Origin of the sequence: Erythrobacter sp. HI0063, assembly GCF_001635685.1 — a bacterium.
Classification (GTDB): Bacteria; Pseudomonadota; Alphaproteobacteria; order Sphingomonadales; family Sphingomonadaceae; genus Qipengyuania.
The window spans coordinates 49,289-64,199 of the sequence record NZ_LWFF01000048.1; the positions used below are offsets into that span (position 1 = coordinate 49,289).

General features: G+C 64.2%; 13 protein-coding genes and 1 other RNA gene. 11 read left to right on the top strand and 3 right to left on the bottom strand.

Annotated elements, in window-relative coordinates:
- Positions 1 to 11: 11 nt before the first annotated feature.
- The 5 genes from A3736_RS02040 to A3736_RS02060 all read left to right on the top strand — a co-directional run bounded on the left by A3736_RS02040 (position 12) and on the right by A3736_RS02060 (position 6,374).
- Entirely contained in the window at positions 12 to 2,393 is a 2,382-nt protein-coding gene (locus A3736_RS02040; protein WP_082851255.1) for an LPS-assembly protein LptD, read from the top strand.
- Between the two features lie 179 nt (positions 2,394 to 2,572).
- Positions 2,573 to 3,883: a peptidylprolyl isomerase gene (locus A3736_RS02045; protein WP_369815408.1), complete on the top strand. Its 1,311-nt coding sequence runs from the start codon at positions 2,573 to 2,575 to the stop codon at positions 3,881 to 3,883.
- A gap of 1 nt (position 3,884) precedes the next feature.
- On the top strand, positions 3,885 to 4,883 hold the full coding sequence (gene pdxA, locus A3736_RS02050) for a 4-hydroxythreonine-4-phosphate dehydrogenase PdxA (RefSeq protein WP_067678557.1): 999 nt from the start codon (positions 3,885 to 3,887) through the stop codon (positions 4,881 to 4,883).
- Positions 4,883 to 5,719 (top strand): 16S rRNA (adenine(1518)-N(6)/adenine(1519)-N(6))-dimethyltransferase RsmA, encoded by an 837-nt coding sequence (gene rsmA, locus A3736_RS02055; RefSeq protein WP_067678560.1) that lies wholly within the window; start codon positions 4,883 to 4,885, stop codon positions 5,717 to 5,719. Before pdxA ends, rsmA begins: the two co-directional genes overlap by 1 nt.
- Before the next feature lie 40 nt (positions 5,720 to 5,759).
- A complete protein-coding gene (locus tag A3736_RS02060; protein WP_067678562.1) occupies positions 5,760 to 6,374 on the top strand; it encodes a flavodoxin family protein in 615 nt (204 codons plus the stop codon).
- Between the two features lie 3 nt (positions 6,375 to 6,377).
- On the opposite strand, the gene A3736_RS02065 is transcribed toward A3736_RS02060, so the two are convergent.
- Entirely contained in the window at positions 6,378 to 8,474 is a 2,097-nt protein-coding gene (locus A3736_RS02065; RefSeq protein WP_067678564.1) for a malate synthase G, read from the bottom strand.
- Positions 8,475 to 8,690: 216 nt separating this feature from the next.
- Here A3736_RS02065 and A3736_RS02070 point away from each other — a divergent pair, with 216 nt between their 5' ends.
- From A3736_RS02070 to A3736_RS02085, 4 genes are all read left to right on the top strand, one after another.
- A complete protein-coding gene (locus A3736_RS02070; protein WP_067678566.1) occupies positions 8,691 to 9,890 on the top strand; it encodes a hydrolase in 1,200 nt (399 codons plus the stop codon).
- On the top strand, positions 9,887 to 10,903 hold the full coding sequence (locus A3736_RS02075) for an arginine N-succinyltransferase (RefSeq protein ID WP_067678568.1): 1,017 nt from the start codon (positions 9,887 to 9,889) through the stop codon (positions 10,901 to 10,903). The genes A3736_RS02070 and A3736_RS02075 overlap by 4 nt, the downstream gene beginning before the upstream one ends.
- On the top strand, positions 10,900 to 12,150 hold the full coding sequence (locus A3736_RS02080; protein WP_067678571.1) for an N-succinylarginine dihydrolase: 1,251 nt from the start codon (positions 10,900 to 10,902) through the stop codon (positions 12,148 to 12,150). The genes A3736_RS02075 and A3736_RS02080 overlap by 4 nt, the downstream gene beginning before the upstream one ends.
- A 130-nt stretch (positions 12,151 to 12,280) precedes the next feature.
- Complete coding sequence (locus A3736_RS02085; RefSeq protein WP_067678573.1) at positions 12,281 to 12,526, top strand: hypothetical protein; 246 nt, start codon at positions 12,281 to 12,283, stop codon at positions 12,524 to 12,526.
- Positions 12,527 to 12,595: 69 nt separating this feature from the next.
- Here A3736_RS02085 and ssrA read toward each other — a convergent pair.
- Positions 12,596 to 12,940, bottom strand: a transfer-messenger RNA (tmRNA) gene (ssrA, locus tag A3736_RS02090).
- Complete coding sequence (gene mscL, locus A3736_RS02095; protein ID WP_067678577.1) at positions 12,927 to 13,418, bottom strand: large conductance mechanosensitive channel protein MscL; 492 nt, start codon at positions 13,416 to 13,418, stop codon at positions 12,927 to 12,929. Before mscL ends, ssrA begins: the two co-directional genes overlap by 14 nt.
- Before the next feature lie 143 nt (positions 13,419 to 13,561).
- Here mscL and A3736_RS02100 point away from each other — a divergent pair, with 143 nt between their 5' ends.
- Both A3736_RS02100 and A3736_RS02105 read left to right on the top strand, forming a co-directional pair.
- Positions 13,562 to 14,212 (top strand): LemA family protein, encoded by a 651-nt coding sequence (locus tag A3736_RS02100; RefSeq protein WP_067678579.1) that lies wholly within the window; start codon positions 13,562 to 13,564, stop codon positions 14,210 to 14,212.
- An 8-nt stretch (positions 14,213 to 14,220) separates the two neighbouring features.
- The coding region (locus A3736_RS02105; protein WP_067678582.1) for a YgcG family protein at positions 14,221 to 14,911 on the top strand (691 nt) is incomplete at its 3' end.

Below are 14,911 nucleotides of genomic sequence, written 5' to 3' on the forward strand. Positions count from 1 at the left end.
ATAGGCAAGCCATGCACACGCCCAGCGTATCCGCGCCCGATTTGCACCGCATCCGGGCGGGGCTCTCGCTGTCCAGCGCGCTAAGCATCTGTCTGATAGCCGGTTTTCACGGCTCCGCCGCCCTCGCGCAGGACGGTGCGGCCACCGGCATGGCCACCGCGCAGGATCAGGCCGACCGGTCCGATCCCGACCGGTTCGAGGACGAGGAAGAAAGCGCCGACCTCTCCACGCGCCCGCTGGAAGATGCACCGCAGGACACGGTCGACCTGCCGACCGGCCAGAGCGCCGACAGCGACGAGATCGCCTTCGAAGCCGACACGCTCAGCTACGATTCGCCCAGCGACACCGTTACTGCCAGCGGCAGCGTCGTCCTGCGCAGCGGCGATCGCTCGGTACGCGCCGATCGCGTCACCTGGAACCGCAATAGCGGCGAAATCCTCGCCGAAGGACGCGTGCGCTTCGTCGACGAAAACGGCAATCAGCTGTTTTCGGAAAGCGTGGTGCTGACCGACGAATTCGAAGCCGGCGCGATGGAGAACCTGCTGCTGGCGCTGCGCCAGGGCGGGCGGCTGGCCGCAGAAACCGGATCGCGCGGTGCGGACGGAACGATCGAGCTGGAACGCGCGGCTTACACCGCCTGCTCAGTCACCACGCCCGAAGGATGCGACAAGGCGCCGAGCTGGCGGATCACCGCCGATCGCGTGACGTACGACCCCAGCGACAGCCGGGTCCGGTTCCGCAACGCCTATCTCGAACTGTTCGGTGCGCGTCTCCTGCCGTTGCCCGGCCTTTCGATCCGCACCGATGGAGGGCCGGTCGCAGGCTTCCTGGTGCCCGATCTGCGCATTTCGAAAAGCAACGGCGTCGAGGTCAGCGGCAGTTACTACTGGCGTCTCGGCCCCAATCGCGATGCGACCGCGAGCGCGTATCTCTTCACCGAAGCGCTCCCCATGGTGAGCGGGCAGTACCGCCAGCTTACCGATAAGGGCGCGTTCCAGATCACGGGGTATGCGACCTACAGCCGCCGCATCTCCAGTCTGACGGGCAATCGCGTCGGAGAACGCGATTTTCGCGGCTATGTCTTCGCCAACGGCCAGTTCCAGTTCGATCCCAATTGGAGCCTGACCGGATCGGTGCGCCGCGCCAGCGACCGCACGTTCCTGCGCCGTTATGACATCAGCCGCGACGATCGCCTGCGCTCCACCATCGATCTCGAGCGGATCGACCGGCAATCCTATCTCTCGATCGCCGGCTGGGCGACGCAGACCTTGCGATTGGGCGCGGATCAGGGGCAGGTTCCGCTGGCCCTGCCCGCGATCGACTATCGGTATCGGCTCAACGATCCGGTTCTGGGCGGCAAGGTCGAGCTACAGGCCAACAGCCTCGCCATCCTGCGCGACGAGGGACAGGACACGCAGCGCGCCTTCGCCCGCGCGCGCTGGGATCTGCGCCGCGTGACCGGGATGGGCCAGCTGGTGACTCTGACCGGCCTGGTGCGCGGCGATGTCTACCATTCGAGCGACAATGCGCTCACCGATACGGCGCTCTATCGCGGCAATCCGGGATGGGAAGCGCGTGGGATCGCAGTCGCGGCGGTGGATGTCGAATGGCCGCTGGTGGGCCAATTCCTCGGCTGGGATCAGGTGCTGACCCCGCGCGTTCAGTTCGCCGCTAGCCCGCCGATCCGCAACCTCGCGATCCCCAACGAGGATTCGCGCGCGATCGATCTGGAGGATTCCAACCTCTTCGCGCTCAACCGCTTTCCCGGATACGACCGGGTCGAGGACGGGGCGCGCGTGACCTATGGCGTGGACTGGCAGTTGCGCGCGCCGGGATGGGATCTGAAGACCACGCTCGGCCAGACCTATAGGCTGGACAAGGATCCGGGCGTCTTCGTCGACGGCACGGGCCTGTCGGAGCGCGTATCGGACATCGTCGGACGGACCCAAGTGCGGTTCCGCGATTTCGTGAAGCTGACCCACCGCTTCCGCCTCGACAAGGATAATCTGGCGGTGCGCCGCAACGAGATCGACGCGACTGTCGGCAGCGCGCGAACCTACGCCGAGGTCGGCTATCTCCGGCTCAACCGGAATATCTTCCAGGTCGAGGATTTGCAGGATCGCGAGGAATTGCGCGCCGCCGCGCGTGTCGCCTTCCGCCGCTACTGGTCTGTATTCGGCTCCGGCGTCTTCAATCTCACCAATCGCGACGAGGATCCCAATCTCGGATCGGACGGCTTCCAGCCTATCCGTACGCGGCTGGGTGTCGCCTACGAGGACGATTGCCTCGAAATGGGGCTGACCTGGCGGCGCGACTATCTCGACACGGGCGATGCGCAGCGCGGCGACACGTTCCAGGTCTATTTCGCGCTTCGCAAACTGGGCTTCCGCTGACGCGAGCGGGCCGCGCCCGTTGGCATGCGGGCTCCTATGCGCTAATCGCCGCCGCCAATCAGCTACGGTTAAGCCGGACGGCGGCAAGACCGGGCTGTATCCGGGCGCCTGCATGGCGCCGCAATTGGACGATCTACGTGACGCGCAAACCGCTATCCTCTCTCGTTTCCCTTACGGCGATGCTCGGCCTGATGGCTGCGCCGCTGCCTGCCATCGCGCAGGTGCAGGCCGATGCGCCCGAAGCAGGCAATCCGCTGGGCCTGCCCGAATCGGTGACCTTGCTGGGCGAGAGCAATCCGAACGTTCGCACGGCGACCGCGGTCGTGAACGGCGATGTCATCACCGGAACCGATGTCGATCAGCGGGTAGCGCTCGTCACGGCAGCGAACGATCACGAATTGAGCGCCGAGGATTTCCAGCGCCTCAAAATGCAGGTGCTGCGCAATCTCATCGACGAAACCCTGCAAATTCAGGAAGCCGCAGCGCAGGAAATCGAGGTCACCGACCAGGAGGTGGAGCAGCGTTACAACGCCGTGGCCCAACAGAATTTCGGCCAGAAAGACGGCGCGATGGCGGCCTATCTCCAGCAGGTCGGTTCCTCGCCCGCGTCCCTGAAGCGCCAGATTCGCGGCGAGCTTGCCTGGCAGCGCCTGCTGCGCCGCAATGTGGCTCCGTTCGTCAGCGTATCGGGTGAAGAAGTGAACGAGCAGCTCGAGCGGCTCGAAGCCTCGCGTGGGACCGAAGAATTCCGGCTGGGTGAAATCTTCCTGTCCGCAACGCCCGAAAGCCAGGCCGCGGTGCAGGACAATGCGCGGCGTATCGTCGAACAATTGCGCCAGGGCGGCAGTTTCGTCGCTTATGCACGTCAGTTCTCCGAAGCGTCGACAGCAGCCGTGGGCGGCGATCTGGGCTGGGTGCGGCTCGGCCAGTTGCCCGCCCAGCTATCGGAAGTCGCAGGCCAGATGCAGCCCGGCCAATTGGTCGGCCCCCTGCCCATTCCGGGCGGGTTCTCGATCCTGTATCTGATCGACAAGCGTCAGGTGCTGACCGCCGATCCGCGTGACGCCGTGCTCAGCCTCAAGCAGATCTCGATCGGATTCGATCCGGGCACCACGCAGGCGCAGGCGGCTGCGCGCGTGCAGGCCTTCACCCAAGGCGTGTCGCAGATTCGCGGCTGCGGCGATGCGGACAGCGCGGCCGCTGCGCTCGGCGCCAGCATCGTCACCAACGACGAAATCCGCGTTCGCTCGCTTCCCGAGGCTTTGCAGAACGCGATTCTGCAATTGCAGATCGGTCAGACCACCCCGCCCTTCGGCAGCGTGGAAGACGGCATCCGTGTGCTGATGCTGTGCGGTCGTGACGATCCCGAACAGAATGCCGGACCCGATTTCGAGACTCTGATGAACCAGATCGAGGATGAGCGCATCGGCAAGCGCGCCCAGCGTTACCTGCGCGATCTGCGCAACGACGCCTATATCGAGTATAATTGACATGCCCCCTCTCGCCGTATCGCTTGGCGATCCGGCGGGGATCGGGCCGGAGATCATCGTCGCGAGCTGGGCGCGGCGCCGTGAAAGCAAGCTTGCGCCCTTTTTCGTAGTCGGCGGTACTACCGTGCTGGAGAAAGCGGCTGCGGTTCGCGATCTCGCCTGCCCTATCGTGCCTATCGACGATGCGGCAGAAGCGAACGACGCTTTCGATCGGGGCCTTCCGGTGCTCGGAGCGGAGGACGGCACCTATCGCCCGGGAGTGCCCGACGATGCGGGAGCGGCGCTCGCGCTCGGCTCGCTGGCCGGGGCGGTCCGCATGGCCTTGCTCGGCAAGGCGTCCGCAGCCGTCACCGCTCCCGTCTCCAAAGCCCATCTGGCGCGCGTCGGTTTCGAATTTCCCGGCCAGACCGAATTTCTCGCCGCCGCCTGCGGGCTGGGGCCAAACGATGTCGTGATGATGCTGGCCGGGCCGAGCCTGCGCGCGGTTCCGGTGACTGTGCATTGTGCTCTCGCCGACGTGCCCCGCCTGCTCGACAAGGCGACGATTGCCGCGAAAGCGCGAATAACTGCCGCGGCTCTTACGCGGGATTTCGGGATCGCGGCTCCGCGCATCGCGATCTGCGGCCTCAATCCCCACGCGGGCGAAGGCGGCAAATTCGGCAGCGAGGAGCGCGACATCATCGCCCCCGCCATCGAAACGCTGCGCGCAGAAGGCATGGCGGTGACAGGTCCGCACCCCGCCGACGCGCTCTTCACCCCACGCGCGCGCCAGACCTACGATGCGGCACTGGCGATGTATCACGATCAGGCGCTGGTCCCCATCAAGGCGCTCGATTTCGACGAGGGCGTCAATGTCACGCTCGGCCTGCCCATCGTCCGCACTTCGCCCGACCACGGAACGGCGTTCGACATCGCAGGCAAGGGCCTGGCCGATCCCGGCGCGATGATCGCCGCACTGCGCATGGCAAGTGCGATGGCTGAACGGCGAGCGAAGCCTTGATGGCCGACCTGCCCCCCTTGCGCGAAGTGATCGCCCGGCACGGTCTGTCCGCCAGCAAGGCGCTCGGCCAGAATTTCCTCTTCGACGAACATTTGCTGGACCGGATCGCAGCCGTTCCCGGCGATCTGGCGGGTCGCAACGTGCTCGAGATCGGCCCCGGCCCCGGCGGCTTGACCCGTGCGTTGCTGCGTGCCGGAGCGCGCGTCACCGCGATCGAAATGGACCCGCGCTGCCTGCCCGCGCTTGCCGAACTGTCCGAGGCGTTTCCCGACCGATTGACCGTGGTTCCGGGCGACGCGATGAAGCTCGACCATGCAGAGTTGATGGGCGGCGAACCGTTCGAAGTGGTCGCCAACCTGCCCTATAATGTCGGCACCGCGCTGTTCGTGCGCTGGCTGTCGGGCGAGACATGGCCCCCGCTCTGGACGGGGCTGACGCTGATGTTCCAGCAGGAAGTCGCCCAACGGATCGTCGCCGCGCCTGGAGGTTCTGCCTATGGCCGGCTGGCGGTTCTGGCCCAGTGGCGCGGCACGGCGAAGCTGGCGATGAAGGTCCATCGCAGCGCCTTCACGCCCCCACCCAAGGTGATGAGCGCCATCGTCCATGTGACGCCCGCGTCCATGCCGGACGGCGTCAGCGCCCGCACGCTCGAACGCCTCACCGAAGCCGCCTTCGGGCAACGCCGCAAGATGCTGCGTCAAAGCCTCAAGGGCGTGCCGGGCGCGATCGAGGCGATGGAAACCCTCGGTATCGATGCGCAACGGCGGGCCGAAACCTTGCGCGTCGCCGATTTCGTCGCACTGGCGAGGCAGGTGGACGGGATGGCGAAACGATAGCGTCGCGCCATGCATTGACGGGCTGAAGGAGACAATTTCCATGTCCGTCAAAGCCATCGCCATCAATTGTTCGCTCAAGAAAAGCAGCGGCGAGCCCAGCTCGACCGACGCGATGATCGCATTGCTGAGGGAAAAATTCTCCAATCACGATGTCGAGATCACCGAGATGCTGCGGATCGCCGACTACAATGTGCTGCCCGGGGTCACCTCGGACGAAGGCGACGGAGACGACTGGCCAGAACTGCGCACAAAAATCCTCGCGCACGATATCCTGATCTTCGGCGGCCCGATCTGGATGGGACAGATCGGTTCGATCGCCAAGCGCGTGCTCGAACGCATGGATGCGTTTCTAGGCGAAACCGACGACAAGGGCCGAATGCCGAGTTCGGGCAAAATCGCGGTGACCGCGATCGTGGGCAATGAGGATGGCGCTCACTGGAGTTCGGCGCAGCTTTTCCAGTCGCTCAACGATACCGGCTGGACGATCCCTGCCGCTGCCGCCTGCTATTGGGTCGGTGAAGCCATGGGCAGCATCGACTTCAAGGATCTGGACGAGACGCCCGACAAGACGGACGTCACTGCGGCCACGGTGGCCGCAAATGCCGCCCATCTTGCCAGGCTGCTCAAGAACGAGCCCTATCCAGGCACGAGCTGACCTTCAGCCCGCCGCCTTCTTTTCCCGCCGCCATTGGTGCAGCAGCGGTTCGGTATACCCGCTCGGCTGATCGACGCCCTTGAAAATCAGATCCTTCGCCGCGCTGAAAGCAGGCGCGTCCTGATTTTCGAGCAGCGGTTCGTATGCCGGATCGCCCGCATTCTGTTCGTCCACCTTGGCGGCCATGCGAGTGAGCGAATCCATAACCTGATCCTCGCTGACGACACCGTGCAGCAGCCAGTTGGCGATATGCTGCGAACTGATCCGCAGCGTCGCGCGGTCCTCCATCAGCCCGACATCGTTGATGTCCGGCACTTTGGAACAGCCGACGCCCTGATCGATCCAGCGCACGACATAGCCCAGAAGGCCCTGGCAATTGTTGTCGAGCTCCTCGCGGATTTCCTCTTCCGACCAGTTCACGCCCTCGGCCAGCGGGATCGTCAGCAGCTCGTCCAGCTTCGCCGCATCGGGCAGGCCCCGCTGGATCTCGAACACGTCCTCGCGGTGGTAATGGATCGCATGCAGGGTTGCGGCAGTCGGGCTCGGCACCCAGGCGGTGTTGGCCCCGGCGCGCAGATGGCCAATCTTTTCCAGCATCATCTGACCCATCAGATCGGGCGCGGCCCACATGCCCTTCCCGATCTGCGCCCGGCCCGAAAGTCCATGAGCGAGACCGATACCGACATTGCGCGCCTCGTAGGCCTTGAGCCACGCAGAGCCTTTCATCGCGCCCTTGCGCAGCATCGGCCCGGCCCGCATCGAGGTGTGCATCTCGTCACCCGTCCGATCGAGGAAGCCGGTGTTGATGAAGACGACGCGGTCCTTCACCGCATGGATACAGGCGGCGAGATTGGCGGATGTGCGCCGTTCCTCGTCCATCACGCCGACCTTCATGGTATGCCGATCGAGCCCGAGCATATCCTCCACCGCATCGAACAAATCGTTGGTGAAGGCGCATTCTTCGGGCCCGTGCATCTTGGGCTTCACGATATAGATCGAACCGGTCCGCGAATTTCCGAAGCGCCCCTTGCCAGCCACGTCGAGCGCGCCGATCGCTCCGGTTACGACAGCATCCATGATCCCTTCCGGAATCTCGCCGCCGTCCCACAGCATGGCGGGATTGGTCATCAGGTGCCCGACATTGCGGACGAACATGAGGCTGCGGCCCGGCAGGCGATGTTCGGCCCCTTCCGCGTCGCGAAAGATCTTGTCTTCGCACAGCCGCCGCGTCTGTGTCGATCCGCCCTTCTCGAAGCTTTCTTCCAGATCGCCCCGGATCACGCCGAGCCAGTTGCGATAGCCGAGCAATTTGTCCTCGGCATCGACTGCGGCGACCGAATCCTCAAGGTCGGCGATCGTGGTCAGTGCCGCTTCGAGGACGATGTCGCTGATTCCGGCCTTGTCGGTTTTACCGACCGGGTGGTCGGATGCGAACTGCACTTCGATGTGCAGGCCATTGTTGCGGAACAGCAGGCCGTCATCGATCCGGCCGACGAAGGCGCTCTTATCGGCAAGGTCGATATCCTCCGCGCCAGCGATATCGCGCCAGCTCCCGCTCGCCAGCGGCAGGACTTCGTCGAGGAACCGGCGTCCTTCCGCGATCACCGCATCGCCGCGCGCGCGGTCGTACCCGCCGGGCTTTGGCGGCGGCGCGTCGAGCGCATCGGTGCCGTACAGCGCATCATACAGGCTGCCCCACCGCGCATTGGCAGCGTTGAGGAGGAAACGCGCATTGAGAATGGGCACCACGAGCTGCGGCCCGGCCATGGTCGCGATTTCGGGATCGACGTTTTCGGTCCCGATCGTAAACGCTTCGGGCTCGGGAACGAGATAGCCGATCTCTTCGAGGAACGCGCGATACGCATCTGCATCGTGCGTCTGCCCGGCCCGATCCAGATGCCAGCTGTCGATCTTCGCCTGGAGTTCTCCGCGCGTGTCGAGAAGCGCCCGGTTGCGCGGGACGAAGCGTTCGAGCAGGGACGCGAAGCCCGTCCAGAAGGCGCCCGTATCTTTGCCGAGCGGCTGGAGAATCTCGTTCTCGATGAAATCGGCCAAGGCCGGATCGGCCTGGATCCCGGCGCGGTTCACGTAATCGGTCATGAAAGGCAACTCACCCGTATACTGCTAATAATCGAAAAGCGGATCCCGGGGAGGAGCGAGCCCGTTTATGTCCGGGGGCACGGGAATTTGCAAGCCTTCGCTTGCAAGCCAATTCCCATGGCGTTGGGGGCCGTCCGCGCAGACTCGTGGCTCGGTGCCGTACGCAGCGGGCACTGGGCTGGAAAACCCTATGGACCGCCGCTAAGCCCGCTGGCGATGATCACACAAAACGCCCTGCTCGACCGCATCGACGCGAAGACCATGCTCGACCAGACGCTCGATTGGGCGTCGGTCAACAGCGGAACCGCCAATCTCGAAGGGCTGGCGGTGATGGCCGACAAGCTATCCAGCGCATTCTCAGTGCTTCCGGGCGAGGTCGAACTGGTCGAGCCCGCGCCGGTCTCCGCCATTTCCGCCGACGGGACCGAATTCGAAAAGCCGCACGGCAGGCACTTGGTCCTGCGCGTCCGCCCCGAAGCGGCTCGGCGCGTGGTGCTGACAGGGCACATGGACACCGTCTATCCGGTCGATCACCCGTTTCAGGAAAACAGCTGGCTGGACGACGAGACCGTCAACGGCCCCGGCACCGCCGATATGAAGGGCGGCCTGTGCGTGATCCTGCATGCGCTCAGGGCCTTCGAGGCGAGCGGGAATGCCGACCGTCTCGGCTATGACGTGATGATCAATTCGGATGAGGAAACCGGCAGCCTCGCCAGCCGCCCCCTCATCGAAAAACTGGCGCAGGGCAAATACGCCGCGCTGACTTACGAGCCCAGCGCCCGGCCCGATGGAACGCTCGCCCATGCGCGCGGGGGGACGGGGAATTATTCGATCACTCTGCGCGGCCGCAGCGCCCATGCCGGCCGCAATCCGCAGGACGGGCGCAATGCCATCGTCGCCGCCTCCGATCTCGTGATGCGGATCGTGGATCTCGCCAAGGACGATATCACGATCAATCCGGCCAAGATCGAAGGCGGCGCGGCCAACAATGTCGTGCCCGATCTCGCCATCCTGCGCTTCAACATCCGCCCCAAATCCACCGACGCGATGGAGCGGTTCGACGGCGAACTGGCCCCGATCCTCGCCGCGATCGAGGCGAAGCACGAAATCGCGATCCATCGCCATGGCGGCGTGACCCGCCCACCCAAGCCGGTGGACGATCGCGCGCAGAAACTGTTCGACCTGGTGAAGACCTGCGGCGCCGAATTGGGGCAGACTATCGGCTGGCAGCCGACCGGCGGCGTGTGCGATGGCAACAACATCGCCTCCTGCGGCGTCCCCGTGGTCGACACGATGGGCGTACGCGGCGGCGCGATCCACTCGCCGGACGAATACATGATCGTCCCCTCGCTTGCCGAGCGTGCCGCGCTGTCGGCTCTGGTGCTCGAAAAACTCGCCAACGGAGACCCGCTTTGACCTTCCGCCTGCGCGCCGCCCGGCCCGAAGACATCGAACCGCTTTACGAAATGGCGAAACTGACCGGGGGCGGCTTCACCAATCTGCCCGCCGATCGCAGCGCACTGGAAGCCAAGCTGGCTCGCGCCGAAGCCGCCTTCGCGCGAGAAGACGACGAGCTCGGCGACGATCAGTTCGTATTGGTGCTGGAAAATACCGAAAACGGACAGGTGCGCGGGACGTGCCAGCTGTTCACCCAGGTCGGCCAGCAATGGCCGTTCTATTCCTATCGTCTCACCACGCTGACGCAGCACAGCCAGGAACTGGACCGCACGGTGCGCGCCGAACTGCTCAGCCTCGTCACCGATCTGGAAGGAGCGAGCGAGGTGGGCGGCCTGTTCCTTCACCCCAACGAGCGTGCGGGCGGGCTCGGCCTGCTCCTGGCGCGCAGCCGTTATCTCTTCATCGCCATGCATCGCCTGCGCTTCGCCCCGCGTATCCTCGCCGAATTGCGCGGGATCATCGACGATGCGGGCGGATCGCCGTTCTGGGACGGGGTCGCGGGGCGCTTCTTCGGGATGAGCTTTCAGGAAGCGGACTATTTCAACGCCATCAACGGCAATCAGTTCATCGCCGATCTGATGCCCAAGCACCCTGTCTATATCGCGATGCTGGACGAGGATGCGCGCAAGGTGATCGGCCTGCCCCACCCCACCGGCCGCGCTGCGATGCGGATGCTGGAACAGGAAGGCTTCGCGTACGAAAACTACGTCGACATCTTCGATGGCGGCCCCACCATGACCGCGCGGACCGATCAGGTGAAGAGCATCGCCGAAGCGACGCCGGGCACGTTGAGCGACATCTCGCTCGATATCGGGGAACGCGCGCTGATCGCCACCGGATCGCTCAAGGATTTCCGCTGCGCCTACGGTCGGCGGGAAGTCGACGCGGACGGCAATATCGCGATCGATGCGGCTTGTGCACAGGCTCTCGAAGTCGCCGTGGGCGACGAGGTCTGGAGCGTGACGCGATGAGCCTGGTCGAAATCAATTTCGACGGGATCGTCGGCCCGTCGCACAATTACGCAGGGCTGAGCCTCGGCAATATCGCGAGCGCCAGCCACAAGGGCGATCCGAGCTTTCCGCGCGCCGCCGCCCTGCAAGGCATTGCGAAGATGCGCGGGAACATGGAACGCGGACTGACGCAGGGTTTTCTGCTGCCACTGCCGCGCCCGAATGACGGCCTGCTGCATGCGATCGGCGCGGACGAGAGCCTGGATGGCCCGCTCCTCGCCGCCGCCTGGTCTGCCTCCAGCATGTGGACTGCCAATGCCGCCACGGTCAGCCCGGCACCCGATACCGCCGACAATCGTTGCCATCTGACGCCCGCCAATCTCGTCACCATGCTGCATCGCGGGCAGGAATGGCGGGATACCAAGGCCCAGCTCGACATCGCCTTTGCCGATCCCCGCCATTTCGCAGTGCATGACGCGGTGCCTTCCAGCTTCGGAGACGAAGGCGCGGCCAATCACATGCGCTTTTGCGAAAGCCACGGATCGCCCGGTGTCGAAGTGTTCGTATGGGGTCGGCAGGGCGGCAAATTCCCCGCGCGCCAGCACGAACAGGCCAGCCGCGCGGTGGCGCGCCTCCATCAGCTGAACCCCGACGCCTGCGTCTTCATCGAACAGAACCCCGAAGCCATCGCCGCCGGGGCTTTCCATAACGACGTGGTCGCAGTCGCCAACGAGCGGGTGTTGTTCACCCACGCCCGCGCCTTTGCGGACCAGCAGGGCGCCTACGCAGCGATCCGCGCCGCCTTTCCGGCGCTGGAAGTGGTCGAAGTGCCCGAAGAGGCTGTCAGCCTCGAAGAAGCGATCCGGACCTATCTGTTCAACGCCCAACTTCTCACGCTGCCCTCGGGCGAAATGGCGCTGGTCGTGCCGAGCGAGTGTCGGGATAGCGCCAGCGTCTGGTCGTGGTGCGAGCGGATGCTGGAGAGCAACGGCCCGATCCGCAAGGTCATCCCGGTCGATGTGCGCCAGTCGATGGCCAATGGCGGCGGGCCGGCCTGCCTGCGTTTGCGCGTCGTCGCCGATCCCAGGACCGTGGATGCGCGCTTCCTGCTCGACGAAGGAAAGGCGACGCGGATCGAGGCGGTGGTGGCCGAAATGTGGCCCGAAACCATCCACCCTTCCGAGATCGGCAGTGAATCGCTGGCAGGGCGCGTCAGGGACGCGCGCGAAGCCTTGCTCGGCGTGCTGTCGCTGGACGAACTGCTCTGACGCAGGCAAACTCGACCGGCGCTGTCGGATAGCTTTACAAGCGCGTTTGCCTTAACCATCGCATGCCGCAAGAATCCTCGCCTGGCACGGCTCTTGCGTTGGGTATGGTTAAGAAAGGATCGCGTTCCCTGTGCTGCATAAGATCAAGCGCCTCTTCGTGATCAAGAATCGCTTCGAAGCGTATCTGATCATCTTCGCCCTGGCTCTGGGCGCGATGACGCGCGGCGCGCATTACACCGAGATCTATCCCGGCCCGATGGGCTACGTCCTCATGGCGGCGACGGCGGGCGCAGTGTTCTTGGGCGGCGCGAAAATCCTCGACTGCCTGCGCTACGAGCGCGCGGAGAAGGAAGCGGCGGAACGACCAGAGGCATGAGCCTCGTCATCGCTTGAAATCTCGAAGGTGTGAGGTGGGGGTTTCTGTTGCTAGCTACCCCCGGAGCCCCGGAATCCGCTTCTGTTGCCCGGTGGGTCCAACCGCGCTTTAGCTTTGTAAGATCAGGCCGCTAGGCCGTCAGATTACGCAGCGAGAGCGAGTGCTTCGTTATCGTTGGCACTTGTGTGTTGCGAACAGTTTTACGGGTTACTCAGCCCGGGCGAAAATACCGTCTTTCAGCACACGTCGATCCTAGTTCGGCCCCGTCATAAACCCCGAAAATACGCGGTTTGTGGTGGAGCCGCCGGGTACTGCCCCCGGGTCCGTTGTACCTATTGCACGGCACCATTTATCGCCATAGTCGGTCGAAACCGACAGACCCCATATAGGCGCTTCCGCCTTAATGTGAAGTGGATGAAGGCGCGGATTTGCCGTCCTTCAGTTCCGCCAGGATCTTCTTCAGAACGTCCAGCTGCGGATCGGTGGGCACTTCCGGGTTGGTCGAGCTCTCTTCGGTTTCCGCCTGTTTGCGCTGAATTTCCTCGGTCACCTTGTTGACGCTGCGGACCAGCATGAAGAGCGCGAAGGCGACGATCAGGAAATTGATCATCGCAGTGATCAGCGCGCCATAGCCGATCATGGCCACGCCCGCTTCCTTCAGCTGCTCGTAATTGTCGAGCGCGCCCTCATAGCCTTCCGGAACGTCGCCCAGCATCAGGAACCAGTTCGAAAAGTCGATATCGCCAAAGATCCAGCCGATCAGCGGCATCAGCACCGCCTCGGTCAATTGCGTAACGATGCCGCTGAACGCCGCGCCGATCACCACGCCGACCGCGAGATCGATCACATTGCCGCGCGCGATGAATTTCCTGAATTCGGTTCCCAGTGCCATGCCGTCCTCTCTATCTATGACCCGGCGCCGATTTGCCTTTTCCCGGCGGCGCGATCAAGCACCGGAAATCGTCCACCCACGCTTGAACCGCGCATCGGGTGTGCTATCTTTCCAAGACACTCATCAGGGGAATTTGTCGCATCATGAAACGCATCGCCGCTTTCCGTACCGCAATCGTAGCCATGGCCGCGCTCACGCTGTCGGCCTGCGGGATCAATTCGGTCCCGACCAAGGAAGAGGCGGCCAAGGCGCAGTGGGGCAATGTCGAAACCGCCCTTCAGCGGCGTTCGGATGTCATTCCCAATCTCGTTTCGGTGGTTCAAGCCGCTGCGATTTCGGAGCAGAACATTCTTCAGGGCGTCGTCGATGCCCGCGCCCGCGCGACCTCGATCAACATCACGACCGACGATCTCAGCGATCCCGAAGAGTTTCAGCGTTTCAACGAAGCGCAGAACCAGCTTACACAGGCACTGGGCCAGCTTCGCACCGTGGTCGAAAACTATCCGCAGCTCGCCAGCCAGCCGCGCTTCGGGGATTTGATGGTCGCTATCGACGAGGCGAACAATCTCATCAACACCGAACGCGTACGCTATAACGAAGCGGCGCGCGATTATAACACGGAAATCCGCACCTTCCCCTCGACCATCGGGGCGAACATCATTCACGGTGCCGAGCCGCTCGAATATTTCGAAGCCGATGCCGTCAGCCGGGAAAATCCGGAGGTGGATATGAGCGGCATCACCGGAAATAGCGCGACGGCCGTACAGACGCCCGGAACTGAAAGCGCGAACTGAGCGGCGCGATGATGCGCCTGTTCCTTGCATGCTGGCTGCTCCTAGCGGCCCTCGCTACCGCGCCTGCCCTGGCGCAGGCGGAGCTGCCGCCGCGCCCCGACGGGCCGGTCTATGATGGCGCGGACATGCTGTCCGACGCGACCGAAACCGCACTCGACCAGCGGTTGCGCGATTACAATCGCGAAACCGGACGGTCGATCATAGTCGCGACGGTACCTTCTCTGGGCGGTGAGACCATCGAGCCCTATGCGACCCGGTTGTTCGGCGAGTGGGGCATCGGGGGCGAGCAGCGGGACACCGGGCTGTTGCTGCTCGTTGCCAAGGACGAACGCCGTATGCGGATCGAGGTCGGCTACGGGCTCCACCCGTATTTCGGCGGGATCATGGCCGGGCGCGTCATCAACGATGTGATCACGCCGCAATTCAAGGCAGGCGATTTCGATGCCGGAGTGACGCAGGGTGTCGATGCCATCCTGGATCACCTGGCGAACAGTCCGGAAGACGCGATCGCGATCGAAGAGGCGCAGCAGGCCGCCCGGCAGGAACGTCAGTCGCGCGATGGTGGTTTTCCAATCGGCACGATCATCTGGATCGCCTTCCTCCTGTTCTTCTTCGTCCTTCCGATGTTGCGCGGCCGCGGGCGCAAGCGTCGCTTCGGAGGCAGAAGGCGCGGACGAGGCGGCCCATGGGGCAATGCGG

Coding starts and splice junctions, on each gene's coding strand:
- A3736_RS02040 (WP_082851255.1), top strand. CDS start 12: ATGCACACGCCCAGCGTATCCGCGCCCGATTTGCACCGCATCCGGGCG.
- A3736_RS02045 (WP_369815408.1), top strand. CDS start 2,573: ATGCTCGGCCTGATGGCTGCGCCGCTGCCTGCCATCGCGCAGGTGCAG.
- pdxA (WP_067678557.1), top strand. CDS start 3,885: ATGCCCCCTCTCGCCGTATCGCTTGGCGATCCGGCGGGGATCGGGCCG.
- rsmA (WP_067678560.1), top strand. CDS start 4,883: ATGGCCGACCTGCCCCCCTTGCGCGAAGTGATCGCCCGGCACGGTCTG.
- A3736_RS02060 (WP_067678562.1), top strand. CDS start 5,760: ATGTCCGTCAAAGCCATCGCCATCAATTGTTCGCTCAAGAAAAGCAGC.
- A3736_RS02065 (WP_067678564.1), bottom strand. CDS start 8,474: ATGACCGATTACGTGAACCGCGCCGGGATCCAGGCCGATCCGGCCTTG.
- A3736_RS02070 (WP_067678566.1), top strand. CDS start 8,691: ATGATCACACAAAACGCCCTGCTCGACCGCATCGACGCGAAGACCATG.
- A3736_RS02080 (WP_067678571.1), top strand. CDS start 10,900: ATGAGCCTGGTCGAAATCAATTTCGACGGGATCGTCGGCCCGTCGCAC.
- mscL (WP_067678577.1), bottom strand. CDS start 13,418: ATGGCACTGGGAACCGAATTCAGGAAATTCATCGCGCGCGGCAATGTG.
- A3736_RS02100 (WP_067678579.1), top strand. CDS start 13,562: ATGAAACGCATCGCCGCTTTCCGTACCGCAATCGTAGCCATGGCCGCG.